Source organism: Streptomyces sp. NPDC021020 (assembly GCF_044333285.1).
Lineage (GTDB): Bacteria > Actinomycetota > Actinomycetes > Streptomycetales > Streptomycetaceae > Actinacidiphila.
Map to the genome: position 1 here is coordinate 873,459 of NZ_JBIRQQ010000002.1, position 25,684 is coordinate 899,142.

The 25,684-nt window shown below is 74.9% G+C and carries 23 protein-coding genes; 10 read left to right on the forward strand and 13 right to left on the reverse strand.

Going from position 1 to position 25,684, the window contains the following annotated elements; all coding sequences use genetic code 11:
* Positions 1–8: 8 nt before the first annotated feature.
* From ACH4SL_RS08120 to ACH4SL_RS08135, 4 genes are all read right to left on the reverse strand, one after another.
* Complete coding sequence (locus ACH4SL_RS08120; protein ID WP_398442594.1) at positions 9–1,169, reverse strand: patatin-like phospholipase family protein; 1,161 nt, start codon at positions 1,167–1,169, stop codon at positions 9–11.
* Entirely contained in the window at positions 1,169–2,335 is a 1,167-nt protein-coding gene (locus ACH4SL_RS08125; RefSeq protein WP_398442595.1) for a hypothetical protein, read from the reverse strand. The genes ACH4SL_RS08120 and ACH4SL_RS08125 overlap by 1 nt, the downstream gene beginning before the upstream one ends.
* Positions 2,332–3,243: a hypothetical protein gene (locus ACH4SL_RS08130; RefSeq protein WP_398442596.1), complete on the reverse strand. Its 912-nt coding sequence runs from the start codon at positions 3,241–3,243 to the stop codon at positions 2,332–2,334. Before ACH4SL_RS08130 ends, ACH4SL_RS08125 begins: the two co-directional genes overlap by 4 nt.
* An 86-nt stretch (positions 3,244–3,329) precedes the next feature.
* Complete coding sequence (locus ACH4SL_RS08135) at positions 3,330–5,159, reverse strand: Hsp70 family protein (protein ID WP_398442597.1); 1,830 nt, start codon at positions 5,157–5,159, stop codon at positions 3,330–3,332.
* A gap of 147 nt (positions 5,160–5,306) precedes the next feature.
* Between ACH4SL_RS08135 and ACH4SL_RS08140 the strand changes: the two genes are divergently transcribed.
* On the forward strand, positions 5,307–6,629 hold the full coding sequence (locus ACH4SL_RS08140) for a hypothetical protein (protein ID WP_398442598.1): 1,323 nt from the start codon (positions 5,307–5,309) through the stop codon (positions 6,627–6,629).
* A gap of 9 nt (positions 6,630–6,638) precedes the next feature.
* Here the strand turns inward: ACH4SL_RS08140 and ACH4SL_RS08145 are convergent, their stop codons facing one another.
* Positions 6,639–7,016, reverse strand: a complete 378-nt coding sequence (locus tag ACH4SL_RS08145) for an HIT family protein (protein ID WP_398442599.1) — start codon at positions 7,014–7,016, stop codon at positions 6,639–6,641.
* 178 nt (positions 7,017–7,194) lie between these two features.
* Positions 7,195–8,493: a helix-turn-helix domain-containing protein gene (locus tag ACH4SL_RS08150; RefSeq protein WP_398442600.1), complete on the reverse strand. Its 1,299-nt coding sequence runs from the start codon at positions 8,491–8,493 to the stop codon at positions 7,195–7,197.
* A gap of 208 nt (positions 8,494–8,701) precedes the next feature.
* Here ACH4SL_RS08150 and ACH4SL_RS08155 point away from each other — a divergent pair, with 208 nt between their 5' ends.
* A complete protein-coding gene (locus ACH4SL_RS08155) occupies positions 8,702–9,076 on the forward strand; it encodes a hypothetical protein (RefSeq protein WP_398442601.1) in 375 nt (124 codons plus the stop codon).
* Between the two features lie 27 nt (positions 9,077–9,103).
* Here ACH4SL_RS08155 and ACH4SL_RS08160 read toward each other — a convergent pair whose 3' ends face one another.
* Entirely contained in the window at positions 9,104–11,686 is a 2,583-nt protein-coding gene (locus ACH4SL_RS08160; RefSeq protein WP_398442602.1) for a BTAD domain-containing putative transcriptional regulator, read from the reverse strand.
* A gap of 112 nt (positions 11,687–11,798) precedes the next feature.
* On the opposite strand from ACH4SL_RS08160, the gene ACH4SL_RS08165 reads away from it, so the two are divergent.
* On the forward strand, positions 11,799–12,677 hold the full coding sequence (locus ACH4SL_RS08165) for an alpha/beta fold hydrolase (protein ID WP_398442603.1): 879 nt from the start codon (positions 11,799–11,801) through the stop codon (positions 12,675–12,677).
* Here the strand turns inward: ACH4SL_RS08165 and ACH4SL_RS08170 are convergent.
* From ACH4SL_RS08170 to ACH4SL_RS08190, 5 genes are all read right to left on the reverse strand, one after another.
* Positions 12,643–14,271, reverse strand: coding sequence for a hypothetical protein (locus tag ACH4SL_RS08170; protein ID WP_398442604.1), 1,629 nt, complete (start codon positions 14,269–14,271; stop codon positions 12,643–12,645). The genes ACH4SL_RS08165 and ACH4SL_RS08170 overlap by 35 nt on opposite strands.
* The gene (locus tag ACH4SL_RS08175; RefSeq protein WP_398442605.1) at positions 14,268–15,149 is read right to left on the reverse strand and encodes an ABC transporter ATP-binding protein; all 882 of its coding nucleotides are present in this window, start codon (positions 15,147–15,149) and stop codon (positions 14,268–14,270) included. Before ACH4SL_RS08175 ends, ACH4SL_RS08170 begins: the two co-directional genes overlap by 4 nt.
* On the reverse strand, positions 15,149–15,541 hold the full coding sequence (locus ACH4SL_RS08180) for a hypothetical protein (protein WP_398442606.1): 393 nt from the start codon (positions 15,539–15,541) through the stop codon (positions 15,149–15,151). Before ACH4SL_RS08180 ends, ACH4SL_RS08175 begins: the two co-directional genes overlap by 1 nt.
* Before the next feature lie 122 nt (positions 15,542–15,663).
* A complete protein-coding gene (locus tag ACH4SL_RS08185; RefSeq protein ID WP_398442607.1) occupies positions 15,664–16,854 on the reverse strand; it encodes a sensor histidine kinase in 1,191 nt (396 codons plus the stop codon).
* Positions 16,851–17,534, reverse strand: a complete 684-nt coding sequence (locus ACH4SL_RS08190; RefSeq protein ID WP_398442608.1) for a response regulator — start codon at positions 17,532–17,534, stop codon at positions 16,851–16,853. Before ACH4SL_RS08190 ends, ACH4SL_RS08185 begins: the two co-directional genes overlap by 4 nt.
* A 118-nt stretch (positions 17,535–17,652) precedes the next feature.
* Between ACH4SL_RS08190 and ACH4SL_RS08195 the strand changes: the two genes are divergently transcribed.
* Positions 17,653–18,300 (forward strand): TetR/AcrR family transcriptional regulator, encoded by a 648-nt coding sequence (locus tag ACH4SL_RS08195; RefSeq protein ID WP_398442609.1) that lies wholly within the window; start codon positions 17,653–17,655, stop codon positions 18,298–18,300.
* A gap of 62 nt (positions 18,301–18,362) precedes the next feature.
* Here the strand turns inward: ACH4SL_RS08195 and ACH4SL_RS08200 are convergent, their stop codons facing one another.
* On the reverse strand, positions 18,363–19,712 hold the full coding sequence (locus tag ACH4SL_RS08200) for a ricin-type beta-trefoil lectin domain protein (protein WP_398442610.1): 1,350 nt from the start codon (positions 19,710–19,712) through the stop codon (positions 18,363–18,365).
* A gap of 395 nt (positions 19,713–20,107) precedes the next feature.
* Between ACH4SL_RS08200 and ACH4SL_RS08205 the strand changes: the two genes are divergently transcribed.
* From ACH4SL_RS08205 to ACH4SL_RS08230, 6 genes are all read left to right on the forward strand, one after another.
* Complete coding sequence (locus ACH4SL_RS08205; protein WP_398442611.1) at positions 20,108–21,145, forward strand: LacI family DNA-binding transcriptional regulator; 1,038 nt, start codon at positions 20,108–20,110, stop codon at positions 21,143–21,145.
* 10 nt (positions 21,146–21,155) lie between these two features.
* Positions 21,156–21,809: an adenosylcobinamide amidohydrolase gene (locus ACH4SL_RS08210; RefSeq protein WP_398442612.1), complete on the forward strand. Its 654-nt coding sequence runs from the start codon at positions 21,156–21,158 to the stop codon at positions 21,807–21,809.
* A 267-nt stretch (positions 21,810–22,076) separates the two neighbouring features.
* Positions 22,077–23,021: a chlorinating enzyme gene (locus ACH4SL_RS08215; protein WP_398442613.1), complete on the forward strand. Its 945-nt coding sequence runs from the start codon at positions 22,077–22,079 to the stop codon at positions 23,019–23,021.
* Between the two features lie 11 nt (positions 23,022–23,032).
* Entirely contained in the window at positions 23,033–23,308 is a 276-nt protein-coding gene (locus ACH4SL_RS08220) for a phosphopantetheine-binding protein (protein WP_031512027.1), read from the forward strand.
* Positions 23,309–23,343: 35 nt separating this feature from the next.
* Positions 23,344–24,078 (forward strand): thioesterase II family protein, encoded by a 735-nt coding sequence (locus tag ACH4SL_RS08225; RefSeq protein WP_398442614.1) that lies wholly within the window; start codon positions 23,344–23,346, stop codon positions 24,076–24,078.
* A 40-nt stretch (positions 24,079–24,118) separates the two neighbouring features.
* Positions 24,119–25,639 (forward strand): amino acid adenylation domain-containing protein, encoded by a 1,521-nt coding sequence (locus ACH4SL_RS08230; RefSeq protein WP_398442615.1) that lies wholly within the window; start codon positions 24,119–24,121, stop codon positions 25,637–25,639.
* Positions 25,640–25,684: the final 45 nt, after the last annotated feature.

Genomic DNA, 25,684 nt, shown 5'->3' on the forward strand with positions numbered 1-25,684 from the left:
GGTCCGGCTCAGCCGCCCGGGCCCTCCTCCGGGTCGGGCTGCGGGCGCAGCCGGAGGGCGCCGGGTGGTGGCGGGGCGATCAGGTGCTGGACGCGCTCGGCCATCAGGCGTTCGGAGTGGCGGACGGCGGCCGCGGCGCCCAGCAGGGCGTTCAGGCGGGTCATCACGGCGTCGGCGTCCCGGTAGCCCTGGTCGTGCAGGGTGCGGTAGCGGCCGGGGGAGAAGTCGAGCGGGCCGCTCACACCGCCGAGCGGGCCCGGGGGGACCAGCGGGCGGGCGGGGCGGATCTGCAGGAGGGTGAGGCCCTTGTGCTCGTCGGCGCGGACCGTCTCGCCCGGGGCGAGGTGCACGACGATCACCACGTCGCAGTGGTCGACGTCGGCCAGCGCGCGGATCGGTGTGTTGTCCCCGCCGAGGAAGCCGTCGCGGTAGTAGCCGCTGCCGGCGCTGCGCGGCGGGAAGAGCAGCGGCAGGGCGGCGCTGCCCAGCACCGTGTCCACCACCTCCTGGTCGGAGAGCGTGTTGAGCTCCACCATCCGGGAGCGCAGGCCCCGGTAGCGCCGGAGCACCTGAGCGGCGGCCTGCGCGGCGCGCAGCCGGAAGAAGATCAGCGGGATCGGCGCCTCCACCGGGTAGACCGCGACCCGGCACGGTATGCCGGTGCGCAGCGCCTGCGTGTCGACGGACGTGCGCACCAGGCGTTCGAGGTCGCCGCGCCGCGACAGCATGCGCAGCAGCCGGGGGGCCAGGTTGCCGAACTGGACGCTGAACTCCTCGTCCGTCCCGTCCGCCGGGCCGAACGGCCCCGCCCCGAACCGCCCGGTGAACCACTCCCACGCCTCGCCGAGCCGGTCCGCGCCCGCCACCAGGCCGGGGGACGAGGCCAGCACCGCCGCGTTGAGGGCGCCGATGCTCGTCCCCGCCACCGCGGTCAGCTGCACCCCGGCCTCCGCGAGCCGGCGCACCGCCCCGACCTGGTACGCGCCCTTGGCCGCGCCGCCCGCGAGCACCAGCCCCACCCGGTGCTCGGGCGGCGGCGCCAGCGGCAGCGGCTGCGGCCCCTCGCGCCGGGCGGGGACCGGCGGGACGGGGCGCGCGGCGATCGCCTCGGCCCGCGCGACGAGCGCGGCGGTCTCGTCCGGGCCCTTCGCGGGCGTGTCGCCGCCCATCACGCGCTCCCTTCCCCGACGGGGTCGGGGACCCGCGCCGGGCCCGCGTCACCGTCCGGGAGGGCGCCGCGTCCGCCCGGCGCGAGCCCGCGTCCGGCCCGCCCGCGGGCCGCCCGCGCCGCGTCCGCCTGCTCCTCCACCGCCCAGCGCACGAACTCCTGCGCGGTCATCGGCCCCGGCCTGGTCAGGCACTCCGCGAAGGTGTCCTGGCGGGCCTGGTGGATGAGGTGCTTCTGCTGCTCCTGCGGTCGCAGCACCGCGAGCTCCAGGGTGCGCGCGGTGACCAGGGCGAGCGGGCCGTGCGGCGGGCGCAGCCCGGGCGGCAGCCCGGCCCCGAGCAGCTCGGCGACCATCAGCCTCTCGTCGGCGCCCGGCAGCCCGGACAGCACGTGCGAGAGCAGGGCCGCCAGCGGCAGCCGCTCCCGCCACTCCAGCGCCTCCCGCAGATCCGTGTACCCGGGGTCGGCGAGCAGCTCGCCGGTCAGCCGCTCGCGCCACTCCCGGTCGCCGGTGGCCGCCTCGTGCTCCCCGGGCTTGCCCGCGGCGAGCTGCCGGGCGAGCAGCAGCGCCTGGACGGGCCAGGGCAGCGAGCGGTAGGCGCCGTACGTGCGCCACTTGCGCATCAGAGCGTCCACGGTGTCCCGGGAGTTCTGCCACAGCTCGCTGTGGACCTGCCGCCGCTCCAGCTCCAGCAGGGCGGCGGCGTGGACGTCCAGGAGTGCCGCGTGGGTGTCGAGGCGCTGCTCGACGGCGTCCAGCCGGCGGGTCGTGATGTCCATGAAGGAGGCCACCACCGACGCCAGTTCGGACACCTCGCCGAGGCTCTGCCGGGCCAGCCGGCCGCTGTCCTCGGTCTCCCGGGCCAGCTCGTCCAGCCGGGTCGACACCAGTGCCACGTTGAGGCTGGTGAAGGACAGGTGCTCGCCCAGGTCGCGGACCAGGTCGACGGTGAGGCGCTGGGCGCGGGCCAGCGCCTGGGTCCCCTGCACCTCGCGCTTGCGGTCCGCGCCCGTGCCCTTCGACCACAGGCGCCGGAAGAAGCCCTCCCCGGCCCGGTGGTCCGCCAGGTGGCCGGCGGTCTCGGTGCTGTTGACGATCTCCACCAGGGCCCGGTCGGCGACGAGCGGGATCCGCTCGGCGAGGACCCGCAGGTCCATGACGCTCATACGGTGTCCTTCCCCGTGCCCGTGGTACGGGGGACCGCCGGTGCGGCGCGGTCCGTCAGTACGGTCGGCAGCGTCAGCCGCTTCTCGCGCAACTGGTAGGCGGGCAGCACCACGTACGCGGCCGGCCGCCCGTAGCCGCACTCGGGCGAGTAGAGGACCGCGGTCTCCGGTGTGACGACCGGCTGCGGGGGCGAGAAGTCGAAGGCGGGGCGGTACTTCAGCCTGCTGGCGGCGCGGTGCAGCCCGGCGGCCCTGGCGGCGAGGTCCGCGACCTCGGCCCGCTCCCGCGTGCCCTCGACGCCCGCGGGGACGAGCAGCCGCTCCAGCGCGGCCAGGTCCACCTCCTCGCCCGCGATCAGCAGTTCCGCGCTCGCGCGCCGCGCCGTCGCCTCGTCGCGCACCCGGGCCCAGTGCGCGTCCGGCGACTGGTCCGCGGGATCCCACGTCCGGCCAGGGGCGAGCGAGACGGCCTGCTCCACCAGCCGGACGAGCACCCTGTCGCCCAGCAGCTTCTGCCACTTCGCGCCGAGTTCGGCGTGCCGGTCGTGCTGGTCGTTCTGGAGCCGGCTCAAGGTGCCCTGGATCAGCGCCAGTTGCTCCTGCTGCCGGGCGAGCACCTCGTTCGTGGCCTCCAGCCTGCCGTCGAGCTTCTTCGCTGCCTCCTTCAGGGCGGCGGTCGAGCGGTGGAGCAGCTTCAGCTCGTCCTCGACACGATTGGGTCCACCGGTCAGCAGCCAGCGGAACATGAACAGCAGTCGGCGCAGCACCTCTTCCACTTCCCTCTCCGTGAGGTCCTTCAGGTCCGCCGGGTCGATCAGACCCAGCAGATCCGTCAGACGGTGTCCGGCGGGCGCGCCCCCGTGGCGCGCCTGCCTGATGGCCGGCCCGGTCCTGTCGTGGTCGTGCACGTCCTGGGCCTCCTTCCGTGCTCGGTTGCCCCGGCGGCGGGCGGTCCCGCGCCGGGCCTGGTGGCGTACGCTCCGGACGCGCGGGCTCAGCGCATGCGGGCGAAGGCGACGGTGCCCTTGGTGACCGTGCCGGTCCGGTCGTCGCGCATCTCGACCCTGATCTGGGTGTCGCCGAAGTACATCCGCAAGGTGAAGGAGTCCGTGCTGCTCCTGCGCCGGAAGTGGCGGGGGACGGGCACCGTGACCGTCCCGGCCAGCTGGCATCCGCTCGCGTCGGTGTAGCGGGGGTCGAGGTCCCGGGTCCGGTAGAACTCCACCTTCACCTCGGTGTCCTTGCGGTTGACCGGGCGCAGGTCGGGCACCTCCACATGCTCGTCGACCTCGACCGTCTGCCCCCGGACGACGGCGACCCGGAAGCGGCTGCCGCACAGCGCCTGGCCCTCGACGACACCGCGCCGCTCCGCGCCGTCCCGCTCCTCCCACGGCAGGCACAGCGCCACCCCGTAGGTGAAACGGGCCTGGTGGGAGGCGACCATCCCCGGGTCGTAGGCGTAGTGCACGGCGCCGTCCAGGACGGCGCAGTCGTGGTAGGCGGGGCGCAGGATGCGGATGCGGTCCCCGAACCGCCGGTGTATGCGCTCGCGCAGGTAGCTGCTGCCGGAGAAGCCCCCCACCAGCAGCAGGTACTCCTGGGGCGCGCCGCCCGCGTCGGGGGCCTTGGCCGGGGTCCGGGCCATGGCCGCCAGCTGCTCGTCGATCTGGGCCAGGATCGGGTCGACCAGGCCGTCGAAGACGCGCTGCACCTCCGCGGCGGTGAACTCCAGGCGGTAGCGGCGGCCGCTCGCCGCGGTCAGCCGCTGCCGGTGGTCCTCGCCGAGCAGCTCCCAGACCGCGCCGGGCACTTCCACCCACAGGTAGCCGGACTCCGCGAGCCGCAGCTCGCCCGTCGCCTCGTCGGACACCGTGACCAGGTCGTCGATCTTGTGGGTCTCCCACTGGTCGGCCATCCGCTGGAGCTCGTCGGGATGGGTGGCCGCCAGCCGCGACACCAGGTCCGCGCCGAGCCGGTCGGCCAGCAGCTCGGTCCGGAAGGCGTGGTCGAGGAATTCGGAGCCGAGCCGGCCCCCGCACACCGCGCCGATCTCGGCCAGCCGGATCGTCCCGTCCTTGAGCGACTCGTAGGCGGTGATGTCGACGGTCCCGCCGCCGCAGTCGACCACCATGAAGCGGGTTCCGGCCTTCATGAGCGGCACCCGGTCGGTCTGCCCGGTGCCGTCGATGGCCAGCGCCAGCGAGAGGTACGCCGTGATGGCGGCGGCCTCCGGCTCGTAGGCCAGCAGCAGCCGCTCCTCGTCGTCCGGGAAACCCGCGGCGACGGCGGCCTCGCGCATCAGCTGCTTCTCGGCCTCGTCCCAGATCGCCGGGACGGTCAGGCACCAGCGCACCTGGTGGGGCAGGAAGCCGGAGGCGGCCATGTTCTCCTCGGCGGCGGCGCGCACCTTGGCCAGGCACCCGGTCACCAGCGCGCGGACCGCGGCGGTGTCGTGGATGTCGGCGGTGCCGAGCGCCTGCGCGACGCCCATCTCGCCGGTGTCCGCACGCAGCGCCATCTTGTAGCCGGTCGCGTAGCCCCAGCCCTGCGTGGTCTCGGCCTCCAGCATGTGGAGCCACCGGGCCCGCGCGCTGTGGCCCCAGTCGGCGACGGCGCCGCTCGCGTCGGTGAGCACCGCGGAGAGGTCCTTCGCACGGGTGACCTCGTACCTGCCGGCGGGCTTGTACGACGACCGCACGATGGCGCGTTCGGCGGCGACGTCGTTCAGCGGCTCGATGACCGACCAGGCGAATCCCGTGCCGTGGGTGCCGAAGTCGACTGCGGCGGCGATCTTGATGTCGCCGCCGGCGGGCGTGGTGTTCATGGCGTGCTCCCCTGTGCGCGGGCGTGCGCGGCGGCGCGGGCCGCGAGCGCTCCTGGTGTGCGCGATGAAGCCAGTCTCGGCCGGTTCGCGCCGTCCTCACGGTGTTGCGGTGTTGCCTGGCGCGCGGGCGCGCTACGCTCCCCGACCGTGCCCAGGCTGACCTGTTTCGCACCGGCCACCGACGGCGGCCAGGACCTGCTGGACCGTCACATCGCCCCCATAGCCGCCGGGTTGGGCGCCGAGCTGCGCGTCGTACGGCCGCCCGCCGACCGGCGCGAGGGGATGCGCGCGGAGTTGGGCCGCACCGACGTGACGATCTGGGACGCCTCGCTGGAGGACGAGCGCGGCGTCTACGACGCGATGACGATGTGGACGAAGCTGCGCCGCAAGAACGTGATCGTCAGCCGCACCCCGCTGCCGCGCAACGTGCTGACGTGGCACCAGTTCGCGCCCGTGCACGGCAGCACGTTCCGCAACGACGAGATCGGGGCGTGGCTCGCCCGCCACCTCGCGGCCCGGTTCGGCGTCCCGCTCCCCGAACCGCCCTCCGGCGGCCCGTCTCCCGCCGGGCACTACTGGATGTACGACCGGCCCGCCGAGCACTTCATGAGCTTCCGCGGCACCCACCAGCAGGCGGCCGAGGCCTGGCGGGACGCCTTCCAGCGCGAGCACGGCACGACCGTGCGGATGGTGCCGCCGAGCGAGTTCTCCTACCCCACCGAGGTGGTCACCCGGGCCCAGATGTGGGAGGGCGTCGCCCGCCTCCAGCGCGAGATCGAGGCGACCTCGCGCATCCTGGTCTACCTCACCGGCGACTACGCCGACTCCTTCTGGTGCGCGGGCGAGCTGATGTGCGCCGCGTACATGCTGCTGCACACCCAGGGCGTACGGCTCGGCCGGCTGCCCAGGATCGCGGACGCGCAGGTCGTGGTGCCCGGTGTGCCCGGCACGACACCGCTGACGAGGGCCGCCGCCGACGGGCTGCTCCGGCTGCCGGACCACGAGCAGGTACGGCGGCTGACCGTGCTGCTGACCAACTGCGACCCCGTCTCCGCCGCGCCCGAGAGCCGCATCGCGCCCACCGGGCCCGCCCGCCCGCTCTCCCGGGTGCTGCGGCGCTGGGGCTTCTACGACCCGGAGGTGGTGCAGGAGCACTTCTGGTCCCGGGTGCGGGTGCCCTGCCCGCGCTGCGCCCCGCACGGCCGGGCGCCGGACGCGCTGGACTGGGACGCGTTCCTGCGCGCTCCCGAGCAGTCCGGCGGCGGGGTCGACGCCTTCGGCTACTTCGACGCCCCGCAGGACGGCCTGGCCGCGGGCCGCGTGGGCTGCCCCGGCTGCGGCCGCGACTGCCGGCTGGTCAACCGCCGGGGCGTGCGCACGCTGTGGATGCCGCTGCTGACGACGGAGAAGGACCGGGACCGCCCGGTGGTGGTCCGCACGCCGGTGTGGGAGGTGGTGGCGGACGGCTGAGCGGTGCGCTCAGCGGGGGGCGGGGACCCAGGGCAGGGCCAGACGGTCGCCGTCGCGGCGCGGGACGACGTGCAGATGGAGGTGGAAGACCGTCTGCGTGGCCTCGGCGCCGCAGCTGGTGATGATGTTGCACGACGGGTGGCGGCCCGCGAGTTGCGCCGCGTGCCGCATCGCCGCGGCGGCCACCTCGGGGTCGGCCGCCGCGTCGGCCACGTGCCGGCGCGGCACGACCAGGACGTGCCCCTCGGTCACCGGCCCGCGCGGCGTCAGCGCCACCGCGTCCGGCCACCGCTCCACCACGGCGGGGTGGCCGGGCGTGTCCAGCAGCTCGCAGAAGGGGCACCCGCCCGCCGGCCCCCCGCCCCCGTCCCGCGCTCCCTCGGTCATCGCCGTCCTCACCGCAGTCGCCGTCCCTGCGGCCATTGTCACCGACCGCGCCCGCGAACGCGCGGACCGCGGACGCGGGCGGCGTCCGGCGGTGGGTTCACGGTTCGCTCCGCGGGAGGTGGGTCTGCGGGTGCCGGGGGCGTCCGGCGGCCCGGCGCGCCGCTGGCCGGGGCAGCCGTCAGGCGCCGCCGGGGCCGGGCAGGGCGCGGATGGCCTGCACAAGGTCGGTGGCGGGGCGGTGGCGGGGGGCGCGCTCCAGGGAAACGGCGAGCAGGCGCAGTTCGCCGCGGGCGGTCGCGGAGTGGGTGGCGGACGCGGCGCGCAGCGCGCGGCGGCCCAGCTCCACCGCCTCCTGCACCTCGCCGCCCTCCGCGAGCGCCCGTGCGGCCCTGGCCCCGAACAGCGCGCGGATCCGGCGGCCCTCCACCCGGTGGGCGGGGCCCAGCGCGGAGTGCAGCAGCTCGGCGGCCAGCCGCGGCCGCCCGAGGTCGGTCCAGCACCAGCCCGTCACGAGCTGTCCCGGGTCGCCTATGGCGGCGGAGCCGATGAGCAGGGCGTCGGGCCGCTCGTCCGGCTGCGCCGACCACAGCTCGCGGGCCTGCTCCAGCGCCCGCATCGCGGCGACGACCTCGCCGCGCATGGCGTGGCCCTGGGCGGCGCGCTGGGCGGCGAAGGCGCGCACCCGCACGCCGTACTCACGGCCGTGCCGCACGCGTTCGCACAGCTCGACCACGGTGTCCGCGCTGCCCGCGTACATCGCCAGCTCGGCCTGCCGGACCCTGCTGTAGGCGCGCAGGTCGTGGAATCTGCCGAGGGACGCGAGCCGGCCGGCCTCCGCGGTCCAGCGTGCCGCCTCCGCGGGGAGCCCGCTCTCCTGGGCCATCCAGCCGGCGAACTCCGCGGTGTGCGCGGCCAGCCGGAGCAGGGTGCGGTCGGGGTTGTGCCCGGTGAGGGCGATCTCCCGCAGCGAGCGGGCCTGCTCGGCGACGCTGGGCAGCACGACGTGCGCGGGCACCTGCCGCCCCAGCACCCGTAAGTGCCAGGCGGCGGCCCCGAACGCCGCGGCGACGGCGGCGGAGTCGCGTCGGTCCGGCACCCACGGGACGGGGCCGTCCGCGCCGTCCGGCACGTCGGCGTCCGCGTCCTGCGCGCCGCTGCCCGCGGGCTCCGCGCCGTCGCCCGGCAGCAGCGCGAGCAGGCGCCCGCGGGCGTCCACCGCGCGGTCGCACAGCCGGGCCAGCGCGCGGCCGGGCTGCCGCAGACCGCGCTCGATCCGGCTGATGTGCGCGGGGCTGGACTGCGCCTCGCGGGCGAGCGCGCGCAAGGACATGCCGGCCGCCTCGCGCAGCCTGCGCAGCTCCTCCCCGAACCGCGGCCCCGGCTGCGGTTCCTGCCCGGCCCCTCGCCCCGCCCCTCGTCCTGCTTCCTGCGCTGCCTCTTGCTCCGTACGGCCGTGGCCGACTGTGCGCTGCACCACCTGCCCGCTTCCCCCCGGGTCGGTACTGCGACGGTATGAGATATCGTCAGATTACCCTCTTCATGACCACCCTCGGGGGCGTTTCGGACGATCGAATTCCGCCAGGGGCCGCACCGTTCCGCCAGGCGGTGCCGAAGGCGCCGGTCCCGTGATATTACCGACGGGTAGCCGGTCGCTGGGACCGGCGCCGCCCATCCAGGAGGCCGCGGTGTCCGTCCGCTCCGCCCGACTGCTGTCCGGACTGCTCGCGGGGGCCGCGGTCACGCACCTCGCCGTGCCGGAGCCGTACGACGCGATCGTCCCGCGGTCCCTGCCGGGCAGCCCGCGCGGCTGGACGAACGGCAGCGCGGCCGCCGAGCTCGCCCTCGCCGCCGCCCTGCTGGCCCCCGCCACCCGCCGCCCCGCGGCGCTGCTGACCGCGGGCTTCTTCGTGGCCGTCTTCCCGGCGAACGTCACCATGGCCTACCGCTGGCGGCGCCGCCACCCCGCCCTCAGGGCCGTGGCGTACAGCCGGCTGCCCGCCCAACTGCCCCTGGTGCTGTGGGCGTTGAAGGTCGCCCGGGAGGCGTCCGCGCAGGACTGACGGAGGGCTGACGGGGTCGGGCGGGGGTCAGGCGGCCTCCGCCTCCGCCAGGTACCGCGCCACCGGCCCCAGCGTCAGCAGGCCGCTCGCGGCCCCGGCGTCCTCCGCCCGGGCGCCGCGCAGGGCCGTCGCCGCGCGGGCGGCCGTACCGCGCTCGCCGAGGAGTACGGCGGCGTGCGCGGTCAGGCACCACAGCGCCTCCTGCAGGTGGTCGCGCGGCGGTTCGGGCAGCGCGCCGAGCGCGGTACGCGCCTGGTCCGCGCGGCCTCGCGCCAGCAGGACCAGCGGCCGCGCCCACGGCAGGTACGGGCCCCAGTCCAGGCGCGGGTCGGTGGGCGCCGGCCGGTCGTGCAGCAGCCGCAGCCCCAGCAGGGCGAGCGCGAAGAGGCCGCGGTGCAGCCCCGGCATCCCCGCGGTCCGCAGCGCCCCCTCGGCCTCGCGGTAGCGCGCCGCCGCCGCGGCGGGTGACGGCCCGTCGGGCGCGGTGCTGCGGGCGGCTGCCGCGCGGGCCCGGAACCAGCCGGTGAGGACGGGTACGAGCGGGGCCTCGGTGAGGGCGGCGAGCCGTTCTGCGGCCTCGGCGTGCCCCGCGGCGGCGTCCAGGTCGCCCAGCGCCGAGGCGGACTGGAGCCGGACGAGCCGCCCGAGCACCGCGAAGCCCGGCAGTTCGTGCCGCTCGGCCAGGCCGAGGATCTCGGCGCCGATCCCGTCCCGCAGCCCGGCGAGCCCGGGGCGGGTGAAGGACTGCAGGAAGGTCCCGTTGAGCGCGAAGGCCAGCAGGGCCGGATCGGCCGACTCCCTGGCCAGGGCCTCCGCCTGCCGCGCCGCCCGCCCGGCGCGCTCCCGCTCGGCCGCGGTGAGGTCCGCGCTGCGGCTCTCGACCGCGACGGTGGCCAGCAGGCGGGCGCGCACGGTGGCGGGAGCGGCGGGGCCGAGCGCGGCGAGCGTGCGCTCGGCGGCCGCGACGACCGCGCGGGACTGCCCGGGGTCGTCGGCCCGGCTCCACAGCGCGGGCACGTCGTAGGCGCCGACGACCCGGGCGGTCAGCCCGGGATCCCCGGTGCGTTCCGCCGCCCGGATCGCGGCGAGCCGGTCGCGCCGCGAGTGGACCAGCGCGTCGCCGCCCGCGAAGGCGAGGGTACGGGCCAGGTCCACGGTGGTCCGCGGGCCGAGCCGGACGCCCGGGGCCGTCCACCCGGCGGCCGCGTCCGCGCCGAGGATCTCGGCCTCCACCCGCCGCAGCTCCGGGCCCGGGTCGAGGCCGAGCCGGTCGGCGAGCATCGCGCGGGCGCGCCGGAGCGTCGCCAGCGCGTCGGCCTGGCGCCCCGCACGGTGCAGCGCGCGGGCGAGCAGCCCCCACGCGGGCTCCCGCCACGGGTGCGCGTCGACATGCGCGCCCAACTCGGCGACGAGCCCGCCGAAACCCTCGGCCCCCGAGCCCCCGGCGTCCACCCCGTCCCCGCCGCCACCCGGGCCGCCGTCCGCCACGGCGCTGCCGCCGCCCGAGGGAGGGCCCTGCATCGCGGCGCTGTCCGCTGTGCCGGTTCCCACCGCGGTACCGTTCGCCGCGCCGCCGTCCGCCGCCTCGTTGCCCTTCGCCCTGGTGCCTGTTGCGGTGCTGTCTGCTGGTGCGCCGTCGGCCGTGCTGCTGTTGGTCGGGGTGCTGGCGGCTGCCTTGTTGCCGGTCGTGCTGGTACCTGCTGAGATGCCGCCCGCCGGTGCGCCGTCGGCCGCGCTGCTGTTCGCCGCGCCGCCGTCCGCCGCCTCGTTGCCCTTCGCCCTGGTGCCTGTTGCGGTGCTGTCTGCCGGTGCGCCGCCCGTCGTGCCGCTGTTGGCCGAGGCGTCGGCAGCCGCCTCGGTGCCCTTCGCGCTGCCGGCCGCCGCGGTGCCGTCTACCGCACCGCTGTCTGTGGCGGCGCTCGCCGTGCCGTCGTCCGCCGCCGGGGCGCCGGCTGCCTCCCCTCCGGCCCCGTCCGGGCCGGGCTCGTCCCCGGTGGCGGGACCCGCGCCGGCCAGGTCTGCTCGTGGGCCGCGCGGGCCCGGAGTAGCGGCGGTGGGGACGGAACCGTCCGGGTGAGCGGGGTCCGGTGGGGAGTCGAGGAGGATGCGGGCCCGTAGCTCCACCGCCTCAAGGCGGAGTTCCTTCAGGCGGGCGCGCTCGCGTTCCGCCCAGGGGGAGGCGGGGACGTCGGCGTAGGCGGGGCCGCGCCAGGTGGCGAGGGCGGTGGTGAGGGCGGCTGCCGCGCCGGGGGCGGCGGGGTCGCGGCGGGCGGCGGCGAGCGTGTCCTCGAAGCGGTGGACGTCCACGGCGGTGCGGGGCAGGCGCAGCGCGTAGCCGGGGCCCTCGGTGACGAGCAGGCGCGGGGGGTGGCGGGGCGGGCGGTCGGGTTCGAGGGCGCGGCGCAGCGCGGCGACGAACGTGCGCAGGGCCCCCACCGCGCGGGCCGGCGGATCCGGCCAGAGGTCGTCGACGAGGGTGTCCGTACCGACCATCCGCCCCTCGGCGGCGACGAGCCGGGCCAGCACCTCGCGATGGCGGGGGCCGCCCAGTGCGACGGGGCGGCCGTCGTCGTGGCGGGCCCGCACGGTGCCGAGGACGTCGATGCGCATACCCCCATCCTCCGCGCCCGCGGGGCCCCGCGCCGCGCCGTACTGATCGGCTGCTGATCGACGCCGCCCATGCTCGGCCGGGTCAGCCCCTCCCAGCGAAGGACGGTTCCCCATGGCACCCGGCATCCCCGGCTTCGAGCACGTGCGCCTGCCCGGCGCGGACGGTGTGGAGATCGCCGCCGCCGTCGGCGGCAGCGGCAGCCCCGTCGTGCTGCTGCACGGCTTCCCGCAGACCCACCTGATGTGGCGGCACGTCGCCGCGCGGCTCGCCGCCGACCACACGGTGGTCTGCCCCGACCTGCGGGGCTACGGCGCCAGCGGCAAGCCGCCCGCAACCGGACCGGGCACGTACGCCAAGCGCGCCATGGCCGCCGACGTCGTGGCCCTCGCGGCGGCGCTCGGCCACGACCGCTTCGCGCTCGCCGGCCACGACCGCGGCGCCCTGGTCGCCTTCCGGGCCGGGCTCGACCACCCCGAGACGGTCACCCACCTGGGCATCCTCGACATCGTGCCGACCCTGGACATGTGGAACGTCCTGCACGGGGTGTCCGCGGCGGTCGGCTACCACCTCTACCTCATGGCGCAGCCGCCCGGCCTGCCCGAGACGATGATCGCGGCGAGCGCGGACGCCTTCTTCGGCTCCTTCCTCGACGCCTGGTCCGCCGACCCCGCCGCGATGCCGCCCGAGGTGCGCGCCGCCTACCTGAGGGCGAGCGCCGCGGCGGTGCCGTCGATCGTCGCGGACTACCGGGCCTCGGCCGGCGCCGACGTCGCGGACGACCAGGCGGACCTGGACGCCGGATCGCAGCTGGCCATGCCCGTGACGGTGATCCAGCAGGACTGGGGCGCGCAGCTCGGCTACGACGCCGCCGCCGTGTGGCGGGCCTGGGCGCCGGACCTGGACCACCGGCTGACCCGGGCCGGGCACTTCATGGCCGAGGAGGCGCCCGACGAGGTCACGGCGGCGATCCGGGACCTGCTGGCCCGCTGAGCCGCGCCGCGGCGGGCCGGCGCAGCAGCGGGGCGAGGACGGTGCCGAGCAGCAGCGCCGACAGGGCCGCCAGGACGGGCGGGGGGAGCGTGGCGGAGGTGCCGGGAGCGCGGGTGGCGCCCATGAAGTCGAGGGCGCTCAGGCCGTTCGCGGCGGCGTACCAGAGCGGTACGTAGAGGCCCTGGAAGAGGCGGTGCCCGCGGCTGCGGGTGCCGAGGGCCAGCGCGAGGGAGGGGATGAACGCGGCCGCCGCGAGCCAGCAGGCCACGCCGGGGGAGTCGCCGTCGCGCAGCAGGACGGCCAGCGGGCCCAGCCCGGTGACGGCGGTGAGGGTGACGCCCGCCGCCCACTCCGCCAGCACCCGGCGGTACGGGCGGGGGGCCGCGCCGAGCAGGGTGTCGACGCGGTGCTCGGCGGCCTGCGAGCCGAGCCGGGACCACAGCAGGACGGGCCAGATCCAGGCCGCGGGCAGCACGAAGCGGGTCGCGCCGCTGCCGGTCGCGGCGAAGGCGGTCAGTGTCGTCAGCGCCGCGGCGCTCCACCACCACCAGCGGGTGCCCTGCACCAGGATCCGCAGCTCGGCGGCGTACAGCCGCGGGAAGAGCAGGCCGCCGGTCCTGGCGGGGGTGAGGGGGCCCTGCACGGGGGCGGTCCGCGGCGGGGCGGCGGCCTGCCGCGGCGCGGGCGGGCGTACGGGCGCGGTGGCGCGGGCGCGCGTCCGGGCCGGGTCGAAGCGGGTGAACCACAGGCCGGGGAGCAGCGCGCAGAGCACCGCGAGCGCGACGATCGCGGCCCGGCCGAGCAGGAAGCTCCCGCCCGGCGTGAAGCCGTCCCAGGTGAAGACCCGCAGCGGTGTGTCGGTGTAGGTGAAGCCGAGGCTGAAGTCGCCGCGCGCGCCGGGCGCCTGGGCGAGCAGGTCGGCCCGCATGGACCGGGTGGCCTCGTGCACGCCGATCCCGCCGAGCGGCGCGCCCGGCCCCTGCCCGGCGAAGGCGAAGGCCAGCCAGACGAAGAACCAGACCACGTTGCCGAGCCCGCCGCGCAGCCCCGGCACCGTGTCGGTGAGCAGCGCGGCCGCCGCGACGGCCACCATCACCGGCAGCGCGAGCACGGCGAAGGGCAGCAGCAGCGCCACCGGGTCGACGGTCCGCGACTCGCCGCGCAGCAGCTGCATCACCGGCGCGGTCACCGCGAGCACCACGAGCATCGAGGCGAGCACCAGGACGTTGCCGAGCAGCTTCCCCGCGAAGTAGGCGGTCGTGCGCAGCGGGGTGGCCGCCAGCAGCCGACCGACGCCCGAGGACTCGTCGCGCGCGGGCACGCCCCGCACGACGTAGAAGCCGCCGAGCGCCAGCCACAGCGTCCCGGCCAGCGCGGTGGCCAGGCCCACGTACGCGCTGTTGTACGTCCCGCGGTGGTCGCCGATCTGCAGGATCACCCAGTGCGCGCCGGGCGCCGGAACGGCCAGCCACCCCAGGGCCACGGCGGCGAGCAGGGTGACGGCGTAGGACGGGCGGCGGATCCGGTCGCGCAGGTCGGCGAGGGCGACCCCGGCGACCGCGCCGAGCCCCCGGCCCGCGGGTGCGGCGCTCATGAGGCGACCTCTTCTTCCCGCTCCGCGACGGTCGCCAGGTAGGCGTCCTCCAGGTCCGGTTCGGCGGGCACCGCCTCCGGTGAGGGGCGGTGCCCGGCGAGCAGCCGCACCCGTACGCCGCCGGGCGTGCGCACCATGCGGCTGACGGTGAAGCGGGAGCGCACCGCCGCCAGGTCCTCCGGCCGCGCCGACAGCTCCCACACCAGGCCCGAGGTGCGCCGCAGCAGCTCCTCCGGGGTGCCGCGGTAGAGCAGCCGGCCGCGGGCCACCACGGCGATGTCGCGGGCGACGGACTCGACGTCGGAGACGATGTGCGTCGACAGCAGCACGATCTTGTCGGCCGCCAGGTCGCTCAGCAGGTTGCGGAAGCGGACCCGCTCCTCGGGGTCGAGCCCCGCGGTGGGCTCGTCGACGATGAGCACCTCCGGGTCGGCGAGCAGCGCCTGCGCGATGCCGACCCGGCGCAGCATGCCGCCCGAATACCCCTTCAGCGGGCGCTTTCCGGCCTCGTCGAGATTCACCAGCCGCAGCAGCTCCGCGGTACGGGCCCGGGCGGTGCGCGCGGACAGGCCCTTGGCGGCGGCGAGGTAGCGCAGGAACTCCGGGGCCGAGAGGTTCGGGTAGACGCCGAAGTCCTGCGGGAGGTAGCCGAGCGCGGCGCGCAGCGCGTTCGGCCGGGCGACCGCGTCGGCGCCGTGCCACAGCACGCGGCCGCCGCCCGGGCGGGTGACGGTGGCGGCGATACGCATCAGGGTGGACTTGCCGGCGCCGTTGGGGCCGAGCAGGCCCAGCATGCCGGGGGCCAGCCGCAGCGTGACGCCGTCCACGGCGCGCTTGCCGCCGCGGTAGGTCTTGGTGACGTCGACGAGCTCCAGCATCAGTGCTTGTCCCCGCGCAGCTTCGTGGGCCGGCCGTCGCGCAGGACGGTCGTGCCGCGCGGCACCTCCACGCGGAAGCGCGCGTCGCACAGCGCGAGCCCCTTGCAGCGGGCGTCCAGGTCGAGGGTGCCGCCGTGGAGCTTCCAGACCAGGGTCTTCTTGCTGCCGGCCTTCGCGTCGAACCAGCGCGTGACCTCGACGTCCTTCCGATCGGTGGCGACGAGGTCGGTGGGGACGCCGTGCGCCCGGACGTCGAGGGTGTCGCCGCTGAACGCGAACGCCGTGCTCTTGGGGGTGGCGTTCTTCGCGTCCACGGAGCAGGCGGTCAGCGCGCCGAGGGCGAGCAGGACGGCAGCCGGCACACTTGCGGCGGCCAGGACAGGGGGGCGCACGCGGTCCTCCGGAGGGGTCGGTGATCAGGCCTTTCGAGGGTCCGCGAGCGGGGGAGGTGCGCACATCTGCCGTTCGGCAGATATCGCGGGCGGATACGGGATCCGGTCGGCGGGGGCCGCCGTCACCCGGCCAGCAGGGCCCGTACCCGCCAGCCCGACGCGTGCGGGCCCCAGGTCAGCGAGCCGCCGAGGGTGGTGACGCGCAGGGACAGCTCGGCCAGGCCCGTACCGCCGCCGTGGCGCGGGGCCTTGCGGCTGCGCGGCGCACCGCCGTCGTCGACGACCGTCACCTCCACGCCGTCCGGGGCGGCGGCGTCGGCGGTACGCGCGACGGTGACGGTCACCCGGGCCGTGCCCCGGGCGTGCCGGCGGACGTTGGTCAGGGCCTCCACGACCACCCGGTAGGCGGCGTCGTCCGCGGTCCGGGACAAGGCGCCCTCCAGGCCCGGCTCCAGCAGCAGTTCCGCCCGCGGGCCCTGCCCCGCCGCGGTGAAGCGGCCGACGAGGCCGGGCAGGTCGGCGAGCCCGTACGTACGGGCGGGCGCCGCGCCCTCCCGCAGCGAACCCACCGTGCGGTCCATGGAGTCCAGCGCCCGCACCCCGGCCGCCTCGACCCGGGCCAGCAGCTCCGCCGTCTCCTCCGGGCCCAGGCCGCCCGCCCACCGCGCGGACTGCACCTCGACGACGATGCCGGTCAGCTCATGGGCGACGAAGTCGTGCAGGTCGGCGGCGACCTGGAGCCGCTGGGCGTGCAGCGCACCGTCGACGGCGCGCTTCCGCCGCGCCTCGGCGGCGCGGAAGTACAGCCCCACGCCCGCCGCGAGCCCCACCGGGAAGAGGCCCAGCACGCAGCTCAGCGTGACCGCGTGCGCTGCGACGGGCGGCTCGGACGCCAGCAGCCGCAGCGGCATCAGCACCGCGCCGAGCGCCAGCAGCGGGCCCAGCACCAGCCCCGCCCGGTCCGGCGCCCGGCGCGCGACCCGCCGCAGCAGCAGGAGCAGCGCCGGGAGTTCGGCCGCCGCCCACAGCACGACGTAGCCCTTCGGCCCCCGGAAGCCCAGGTCGGCGGCCAGGGAGGCGAGGCACACCGCGGCCGGCGGCGCGGCGGGCACACCGGCTACCCGGCGCCACGGCACCCGCAGGCACAGCACGAACGCGGCCAGCGCCGCGGGCACCGCTGTCACGAGGGCGACCGGGCGCCCGGCGAGGACGGGCAGCATCACCAGCGCCGCGAGCCCCGCGGCCCACCCGATCCGCCGCCCGCCCTCGCCCCCAGCCGTTTCCGCCGCCGGATCCCGCGCGGTGCGGCTCATCGTGCGGGGTCCTCCGGGGCGGCCGCGACGGTCGCGGCGCATCCGGCGTCCCAGGCCCAGACGGCGATGCCCACCCGGTTGCGCACCCCCAACTTGCGCTGGATCGCGGCGACATGGGTCTTCACCGTCCCGGCGGAGATGAACAGCTCGCGCGCGATCTCCGCGTTGGTCTTGCCCAGTGCGACGTGCCCGGCGATCTCGGTCTCCCGCTCGGTGAGCGGTTCTCCGGGCGTGGCCGGCGCGGGCCTGCCGCGCCCCGCGCCGGTCACCTCCCTCAGCAGCCGCACCGTGACCGACGGGCTGACCAGCTGGTCCCCGGCCACCGCCGCGCGCACGGCCTCCACCAGCAGCGCGGGGCCGGAGCGCTTCAGCAGGAAGCCCGAGGCGCCGTGCCGCAGCGCCGGGTAGACGTACTCGTCCAGGTCGAAGGTCGTCACCACGACGACCCGCACGCCCTCCGGGCCGCCCGCGAGCCGCCGCGTCACCTCCAGCCCGTCGAGCCCCGGCATCCGGACGTCCAGCAGGGCCACGTCCGGCCGCAGTTCGCGGGCCAGCGCCAGCGCGGTGACCCCGTCGGCCGCCTCGCCGGCGACGGTGATGTCCGGCTGGCTCTCCAGCGTCCGCCGCAGCCCGCGCCGCACCATCTCTTGGTCGTCGGCGATCAGCACACGTATCGTCATGATCGGCCCATGGTGCCACGCGGTCGGATGGGGCGGGCGGGGCGGTCAGGCGATTATGTGCGTGTTCACGCCAGTTGGCACCGGCTTATCGCGATATCAGTTGTATTAACATAGCGTCATGACACATTTGCGCTCAGCAAGTGAACCGGAAGCGGCTGATCCCGAGAGGGCCCGTCGGCCGGGCGGCCGCACCCGGCGTATCCGCTTACAGGTGATCGAGGCGGTGCTCCTGGAACTGGTGGAGTCCGGCTACGACGCCCTCACCGTGGACGCCGTCGCGGCGCGTGCCGGTGTCCACCGTACGACGGTCTACCGCCGCTGGCGGGACATCGGCGGACTGCTCGCCGACGTCGTCGACGCCGCGGCCGGCGCCGACTGGCAGCCGGACAACACCGGTTCGCTGCGGGGTGACCTCGCCGCCCTCAACCGGCAGATCCAGACGGTCCTCACGTCCGAGCCGCCGGTCACCGCGGCCCTGATCGCCGCGTCCTTCCGCTCCGAGCAGGCCTCCGGCGCGCTGCGGCGCTTCTGGGATGACCGCTACGCCCGCTTCGAGATTCTCGTGCGCCGCGCCGCCGAGCGCGGCGAGATCCCCGCGCGCACCCATGCCCGGCATCTGCTCGTCGCCGCCACCGCGCCGCTCTACCACCACCTGGTGCTCCTGCGCCTGCCCCCGGACCCGGGGCTGGCCGACCGCGCCGCGACGGCCACCGCGGTGGCCGCGGCCGCGGGCGCCTTCACCGATCCGCCGCCGGACGTCCCGTAGCGGGGACGTTCCGGCCCCCCGCGAGGCGCGCGGGGGGCCGGAACGTGCAGGGGCGGGGCGGGTCAGGACGGCAGCGTCCAGTGCTGGTTGGAGCTGTTGAAGCAGGTCCAGATCTGCAGCCGGGTGCCGTTGGCGGAACTCGGCCCGGTGGCGTCCAGGCACTTGCCCGAGCCGGTGTTGACCAGCTCGCCGTTGGACTGCTTCTGCCAGGACTGCGCCGCGGTCCCGTTGCAGTCGTAGAGCTGCACCTTCGAGCCGTCCGCGGTGCCGGCCGACGCGACGTCCATGCACTTGCCGAGCGCCTTGAGCGTGTTGTTCGACCCCACCGTCCACTGCTGGGCGCCGGTGCCGTTGCAGTCGTAGAGCTGGACGGCCGTGCCGTTGGCGGAACTGGCGCCCGCGACGTCCACGCACTTGCCGCCGTAGCCGGTGATCTGGCCCGCGCCGCCGGTCGGCGGTGGGGTGGTGCTGCCGCCGCCGGTGATCTGGTTGAAGATCCGCGAGTACGCGTAGCCGGCCGGCTTGTCGTAGTAGTCGACCTCCCAGAAGGACAGCTCCTGCACCCCGTTGGTGGCGGCGAAGCTCTCCAGCGTCTGGGCGTCCGACTGCGAGAAGAACTCGTTGTCGTCGTTCTGCCCGGCGATCGGGGTCAGGCCGAGCCGGTTGTACGCGGCCGCGGTCGAGATGCCGTACAGGCCGGCGAGCTGGCCCGCGGTGCCGCGCGCCGCGGACAGGGCGTCGTTGAGGGCGTTCTGCCCGTTGCCGAAGTCCATCGTCATGATGTTGACGGCGCTGACGTTGACCCCCTTGCTCTTGGCGTCGCTGAGCACGTTGTACTCCTGCGAGGGCAGGCCGCCCGGGTCCACCGCGAGGGTGTAGGCGACCTGGACCGCCGGGTTCTGCGCCTGGAGGGCGGCGAGCGCCTGGTTGCGGCGCTGGTTGGCGGCGGTGTCGCCGAGGGTGCCGCCCTCGATGTCGAAGTCGAGCCGGTTGACGCCGTAGGTGTTGACGATGTTGGCGTAGGCCGCCGTCAGCGAGGAGACCGAGGTGCAGGTCTGGGCCAGCTCACCGCCCTCCGCGCCGCCGGAGGAGATGATCACGTTGCCGCCCGCCGCCTGGAGGGCGCTGATCTGCGAGGCGTACGCGCCGATGCCCTCGCCGCTCGCCTCCCAGTACGGGGTGCAGCCGGACCGCGGGATCAGGAAGGCGAGCGTGTAGTTCTTCAGCCCGGTGGCGTTCATGTCCGCCGCCATGTCGTTGGCGGTGCTGCCGTCGATCTGGAGGTAGGGGGCGGCGAAGTGGGCCGGCAGCGCCGGGCCCGCCGCCTGGGCGCTGCCCGCACCGCTGATGACGGCGCCGGTGGCGGCGAGGCCCAGTGCTGCTGCGGTGGCGATGCAGTGTTTGACGCGCATGAGGTGCTCCGTGGAAGCCGGGGGTGGGGGGTGTTCTCGGCCGAGCAGACCGGAGTTTGCGCGTATTGACGACACCACGTCAAGACATCTGTCAGGAAGCTTTACTAGCAGTTGAGGCCGTCACCCCTCGTACCCATCCCGCCGGATGCGCTGACCTGTGCGTTCGGGTTGAGCGGTCATGGGCACCGGGAGGCGGCTCTGACGGCGCCTGCCCGTACAGGAGTTGAAGTCGGGCCGGGCGGGGACGGTGACCCCGCTCCCTCCGCGTACGGTCGCCGCCCTGCCGCGGAGGGAGCGGACCGGTTGACGCACAGCAGGTCAGCGCCTGCGGCAAACGCGGCATCCGCTGACGTCCCCTATAGACTGCCGCGTCATGAAGCGGAGCTCTGTCCCGGTTGGGTAGGCGGCCGGGGTCACGGGTCACCATCCGGGCCATCGCCGACGAGGCCGGCGTCTCGATCGCCACCGTCTCCCGGGTGATCAACGGGCGGGACGCGGTGGCACCCGCCACCCAGGAGATGGTCCGGCAGGCGGCGCGGCGGCTGGGCGGGGCGGCCGTGCCCGGCGCGCCCGGCACCCCGGAGGCGGCCGTGCTCCCGGTCTTCGTCTCCTGCCCGTACCAGCTGACCGACTACTTCGGCACGATCGTCACGTCCGTCATCGAGACGCTCGACCTGCACGGCCGCAAGGCGGTCGTCCAGGCCGGCGGCAGCGCGCAGGGCAGCCGCGGCTCGCTGCTCGAACTGCCCCGCACCCCCGGCCTCGCGGGCGCCGTCCTCGTCCTGCCGCCGAGTTCGACGGAGGATCTCAGGGCGCTGCACGCCCAGCACTACCCGCTGGTGGTGATCGACCCGCGCGCCGAACTCCCCGAGGACGTCGCCTCCGTGTCCGCCGCCCACGCCGCCGGCGCCCGCCGCCTCACCGGCCATCTCATCGGCCTCGGCCACCGCAGGATCGGCTTCGTCGGCGGCCCCGTCGACTGGCTCGCCAGCCGCAACCGCCTGGTCGGATACGCCTCCGCGCTCGCCGAGATCGGCGTCCTGCCCGACCGGGAGCTGATCCGGCACATCACCGAGCCGACCGCCGACGAGGGCCGCCGCGCCGCGCTCTCCCTGCTGGCGCACCCGCGGCCGCCCACCGCGATCGTCGCCTTCAACGACAAGACCGCCGCGGGCACGCTCCGCGCCGCCGGAAGCCTGGGCCTGCGGGTCCCCGAGGACCTCTCCGTCACCGGCTTCGACGACAGCGAGCTGAGCGACAGCATCACCCCGACCCTCACCACCGCCCGCCAGCCGCTGGAGGAGATGGGCCGGATGGCCGTCTCCCTGCTGATGCGCCTGGTGGCCGGCCACGCCGTCGACACCCTGCACGTCGAACTCGCCACCCCCCTCGTCGTCCGGGAGTCCACCGCCCCGGCCCCGCACCCCGCGTGAGGCCGGCCGTATGAGGGCCGTGGCGCCCGTCGCGGTGGAGCGGGTCGTACGCAGCGAGGACGGCGAGCGCTGGGGGGCGCTGCTGTGGCGGGCGGGCGCGGGCTGGCGGATGGTCAGCAGCGCGGTGCTGGGCGGCGGGATCGGGGAGCGCGGCTGGGTGCTCAACGCCCAGGTGCCGCACGGATACCGGCGGACGGATCCGGAGCGGCACCTCGCGGAGATCGCCGCGGCGGCGGGGGAGTCCGGGCCGGGGGTCGGGCTCATGACGGCGGCCGACGTCGGGGCGTACGGCGAGGGCCGGGACGGCGGTGTCACCGCCGTCGCCACCGTGGGCCTGGGGGTCCACGGCTGGGCCGCCGCGCCCGCCGGGCGCGTACCGTCCCCGGCCGCGCCGGGGACGGTCAACATCCTCGTCGTCGTCCCGGCCGCGCTCACCGACGGGGCTCTGGTCAACGCCGTGGCCACCGCGACCGAGGCCAAGGTCCAGGCGCTGCTGCGCGCCGGGTACGACTGCTCCGGCACCCCGACCGACGCGGTGTGCGTCGCCGCCCGCACCACCGGCCGCGGCGAGCCCCACGCCTTCGCCGGCCCGCGGTCGCTGTGGGGCGCCCGGCTGGCCCGCGCCGCGCACGCCGCCGTGCTGGCCGCGACGCCGGCGCCGTAACGCCTTCCGCATAAGGCTCCGGGCGGGGCCTGGATGCCCCCGCGGAGCCCCGCCGTACACCGTACCCCTGCCCGGTTCACCTGGCCGGATAGGGGTTGCCGCGCTCCGGATAGGGGTTGTCGATCGACGTATTCCGCAGCTAATGTCGCATTCAGTTCTTCGTCCAGTTTCCGGCGCTGCTCCGATAGTTGCCGGCGGCCGAATTATCCAGCCTTTATGCCGTTCCGGGTGCCGTCTCGGGGCGCAATATAGGATCGGGGAGAAAACGTGGCTCGTACGAAAACGTTCGCGCTGAGTGCCGAAGAGCTCGAGCAGTTCGCCCGCGACGGCTATATCGGTCCGTTCGACCTCTACAGCGAAGAGGAAATGGAAGGATATCTCCGGCAGACCAGGCCGAAGCTGCTGAAGACCAGCAAGTCCGTGTACGCCGACGGCCAGACCGTTTCCGGCAACACCAACCTGGCGGCCAGCTACGACCGGCACCTCGACGTCGACTTCCTGGCCGAGCACGTCACCCGGCCGGAGATCGTCGACCGGGTGTCGAGCCTGCTGGGCCCCGACACCCTGTGCTGGCGCACCGAGCTCTTCCCGAAGTACCCGGGCGACGAGGGCACGGACTGGCACCAGGCCGACAACTTCTCCAGCGTCGACGGTGCGAAGCACCCGCACATCGTGTGGCCGGAGGACGCCGAGTTCGGCGGCACGATCACCGCCTGGACCGCCTTCACCGAGGCGTCGGTGGAGAACGGCTGCCTCCAGTTCATCCCGGGCACGCACACCTCCATGAACTACGACGAGTCGAAGGTCATGGAGTACAACCCGGAGATCATCAACCAGATGGACAAGGACGGCGTCAAGCGCGGCCTGTTCGGCTACGACTACCGGCAGCTGCAGAAGGACCCCGACTGGCGCCCCGACGAGTCCCAGGCCGTCTCCCAGGTCATGCGCCAGGGCCAGTTCATCCTCTTCTGGTCCACGCTCATGCACGCGTCGCACCCGAACAGCAGCGACACCAAGATGCGCCTCGGCTTCGCCTCCCGCTACCTGCCGACGCAGGTCCGCGTCTACCCGTACTCCGACGAGCTGCTGGAGTTCGGCGCACGCGCGAGCCTGGACAAGTTCGGCTGCGTCCTGACGTCCGGCGAGGACAAGTACGGCCACAACCGCTTCGTCGACACCAACGTCAACGGATTCCGATTCCCGGTGCACTAGGAGAGATGAAAATGAGCGAGACGGACGACCGGATGGCACCGGACGCGCTGCTGGCGTGGGTCATCGACGAGTGCAAGCAGCTGGGCCTGCGGGTGTCGGCCGGCGAGGACGACTTCTTCGAGGCCGGCGGCACCTCGCTGAGCGCGGTGAAGCTCATGGAGCGCGCGGAGCGCGAGTTCGGCGACGACTCGCTGCCGCCGGACGAGCTGTTCACCGAGAGCCGGCTCACCGAGATCGTGGCCAGCATCCAGCGCAACGCCAAGCCGGCCGACGCGGTAGCGGACTAGCAGGCCCGGGCGTGGCGGCGACCGACGACAGGTGGGTGACGACCCTCAGGGCCGCGGTGGCAGAACCCGCCAGCACGCTGTTCTGCTTTCCCTACGCCGGCGGGAGTCCCGAGACCTTCCGCGGCTGGTGCGACGGGATCGCGGACGACGTCGAGCTGGTGTGCGTGATCCTGCCCGGCCGGGGCCGGCGCCTCAAGGAACCCCGCTACGAGCAGTGGCAGCCGCTGGTCGACGACGTCTTCGAGGCGCTGTCGCCGCGGCTGGCGCGCCGCCACGCCTTCTACGGCCACAGCTTCGGGGGGCGGCTCGCGTACGAGCTGTCCCACCGGGCCGCGGCCGCCTACCCGGGAATGACCCGCAGGCTGTTCGTCTCCGGCTGCCGGAGCCCGGATTCGCCGCAGGCCCGGCCTTTCATGCACGAAATGACGGAAAATGACTTCCGCGGTGCCGTCGCGGGAATGGGCGGCACACCGGCGGAGCTGTTCGGGAACGAGCGGCTGCTGCGCCTGCTCCTGCCGACGGTGCGCAGCGAGATCCGGCTCGCCGAGATATGGGACGACCGCCACGCGGACGGCGTGGACGTGCCCATCACCGCGCTCTACAGCCTGGACGACTCAATCGACAGCTGGCAGTCCATGCGCGGCTGGAAGAGTTTCACCAGGCGGCACTGCGAGCTGGTAGAGGTACCTGGCGGACATTTCTTCGTGGACAGCCACCCAGCGCACGTCACAAGAGTCGTCAACACACGTCTGGGGAATTCGAATGGATAAGATCGCCCTTTCGGATGAGGCTCTCGCCGTTCATGGGAAGATGAACAGGACGGACGCCGACTACCCGGCGGAGAGCCTCAAGGAGCTGTTCGAGGCCGCCGCCGCCCGGCGGCCGGACGCCGTCGCGGTGGTCCACCAGAAGCGCAAGGTCACCTACCGCGAACTCAACGGCCTGGCCAACGGCCTTGCCGCGCGGCTGCGCGCGGCCGGGGTGAAGCCCGGCCAGGTCGTGGGCCTGTGCGTCAAGCGCTCGCCGGAGATGATCGCCGCCATGCTGGCGATCATCAAGTGCGGTGGCACCTACCTGCCCTTCGACCGCAAGTGGCCGGACGACCGGCTCGCCGGCATCTTCGGGCAGGCGCACTGCACGACGCTGCTGACCGACGCACCCGAGGAGACGGCGGCCCGCTTCCCGCAGGCCCAGGTGATCTCCGCCGACCCGGCCGGACTGGACACCGCCGCGCCCGACCCCGACCTGCGGGTCGCGCAGGATTCCGTCGTCTACATCGTCTTCACCTCGGGCTCGACCGGATCGCCCAAGGGCGTGCCGATCCGCCACGAGGGCATCGTCCGGCTGGTGTTCAACTCCCGCTTCGTCCAGCTCGACGAGAACTCCGTCGTCCCGCAGCTCGCCGCGGTCGCCTTCGACGCCGCCGAGTTCGAGATCTGGGGCACGCTGCTGCACGGCGGGACGTGCGTGCTCTACCCGTCGGACTACGTCCGGCTGTCGGAGCTGAAGCGGATCGTGCAGGACAACGGCGTCACCGCGGTCTTCGTCACCACGGCGCTCTTCAACGTGATCGTGGACGAGAACCCCGCCGTGTTCGACGGCGTCGCCACCATCCTCACCGGCGGCGAGGCGCACTCGCTGCGGCACATCGAGAAGGGCCGCACGTACTACGGGGACGGCCGGGTCGTCAGCGTCTACGGGCCCACCGAGTGCTCGGTGTTCGCCACCTACTACCCCGTCGTGGACTCCGTCCTGGGCGACTCCGCGCTGCCCATCGGGCTGCCCATCCAGAACACCTCCCTGTACGTCGTCCGCGACGGCGTGCTGTGCGCGCCCGGCGAGCCGGGCGAGGTGTGCCTGGCGGGCCCCGGCCTGTCGCCGGGGTATCTGGGGAGGCCGGAGCTGACGGAGCAGAAGTACGTCGAGTACGACATCGACGGCGAGAAGGTGCGGCTCTACCACACCGGCGACCGCGCCTTCGTACGCGAGGACGGCAACGTCGTCTTCCAGGGGCGGCTCGACGACCAGGTGAAGGTCAACGGATTCCGGATCGAGCTGGGCGAGATCGCGCACTTCATGAACGAGGCGCCCGGTGTCCGGCAGTCCTTCGTCACCGTCGCCGAGAAGGACGACGGCGAGAAGGTCGTGGTGGCGTTCGTGGTCCCGGCGGGCGAGGACTTCACGCACAAGGCGTGCACCGAGTACCTGGCGACCAAGGTCCCCGGCTACATGCTGCCCGGCGAGATCCACGTACGCGAGAGCTTCCCCCTGACGGGCTCCGGCAAGGTCGACAAGCGGGCGCTGCTGGCACAGCGGCACGCGCAGGCCTGAACGAGAGCGCCAGAACCACAACGCCTGATGGAAACGAACGAAGGG

Bases quoted from the DNA above. Each gene is read 5' to 3' on its own strand.
- ACH4SL_RS08220 (WP_031512027.1), top strand. From the start codon at position 23,033: ATGAGCGAGACGGACGACCGGATGGCACCGGACGCGCTGCTGGCGTGG.
- ACH4SL_RS08210 (WP_398442612.1), top strand. From the start codon at position 21,156: ATGAGGGCCGTGGCGCCCGTCGCGGTGGAGCGGGTCGTACGCAGCGAG.
- ACH4SL_RS08190 (WP_398442608.1), bottom strand. From the start codon at position 17,534: ATGACGATACGTGTGCTGATCGCCGACGACCAAGAGATGGTGCGGCGC.
- ACH4SL_RS08135 (WP_398442597.1), bottom strand. From the start codon at position 5,159: ATGAACACCACGCCCGCCGGCGGCGACATCAAGATCGCCGCCGCAGTC.
- ACH4SL_RS08145 (WP_398442599.1), bottom strand. From the start codon at position 7,016: ATGACCGAGGGAGCGCGGGACGGGGGCGGGGGGCCGGCGGGCGGGTGC.
- ACH4SL_RS08160 (WP_398442602.1), bottom strand. From the start codon at position 11,686: ATGCGCATCGACGTCCTCGGCACCGTGCGGGCCCGCCACGACGACGGC.
- ACH4SL_RS08125 (WP_398442595.1), bottom strand. From the start codon at position 2,335: ATGAGCGTCATGGACCTGCGGGTCCTCGCCGAGCGGATCCCGCTCGTC.
- ACH4SL_RS08165 (WP_398442603.1), top strand. From the start codon at position 11,799: ATGGCACCCGGCATCCCCGGCTTCGAGCACGTGCGCCTGCCCGGCGCG.
- ACH4SL_RS08230 (WP_398442615.1), top strand. From the start codon at position 24,119: ATGAACAGGACGGACGCCGACTACCCGGCGGAGAGCCTCAAGGAGCTG.
- ACH4SL_RS08200 (WP_398442610.1), bottom strand. From the start codon at position 19,712: ATGCGCGTCAAACACTGCATCGCCACCGCAGCAGCACTGGGCCTCGCC.
- ACH4SL_RS08175 (WP_398442605.1), bottom strand. From the start codon at position 15,149: ATGCTGGAGCTCGTCGACGTCACCAAGACCTACCGCGGCGGCAAGCGC.
- ACH4SL_RS08185 (WP_398442607.1), bottom strand. From the start codon at position 16,854: ATGAGCCGCACCGCGCGGGATCCGGCGGCGGAAACGGCTGGGGGCGAG.
- ACH4SL_RS08170 (WP_398442604.1), bottom strand. From the start codon at position 14,271: ATGAGCGCCGCACCCGCGGGCCGGGGGCTCGGCGCGGTCGCCGGGGTC.
- ACH4SL_RS08120 (WP_398442594.1), bottom strand. From the start codon at position 1,169: ATGGGCGGCGACACGCCCGCGAAGGGCCCGGACGAGACCGCCGCGCTC.
- ACH4SL_RS08195 (WP_398442609.1), top strand. From the start codon at position 17,653: ATGACACATTTGCGCTCAGCAAGTGAACCGGAAGCGGCTGATCCCGAG.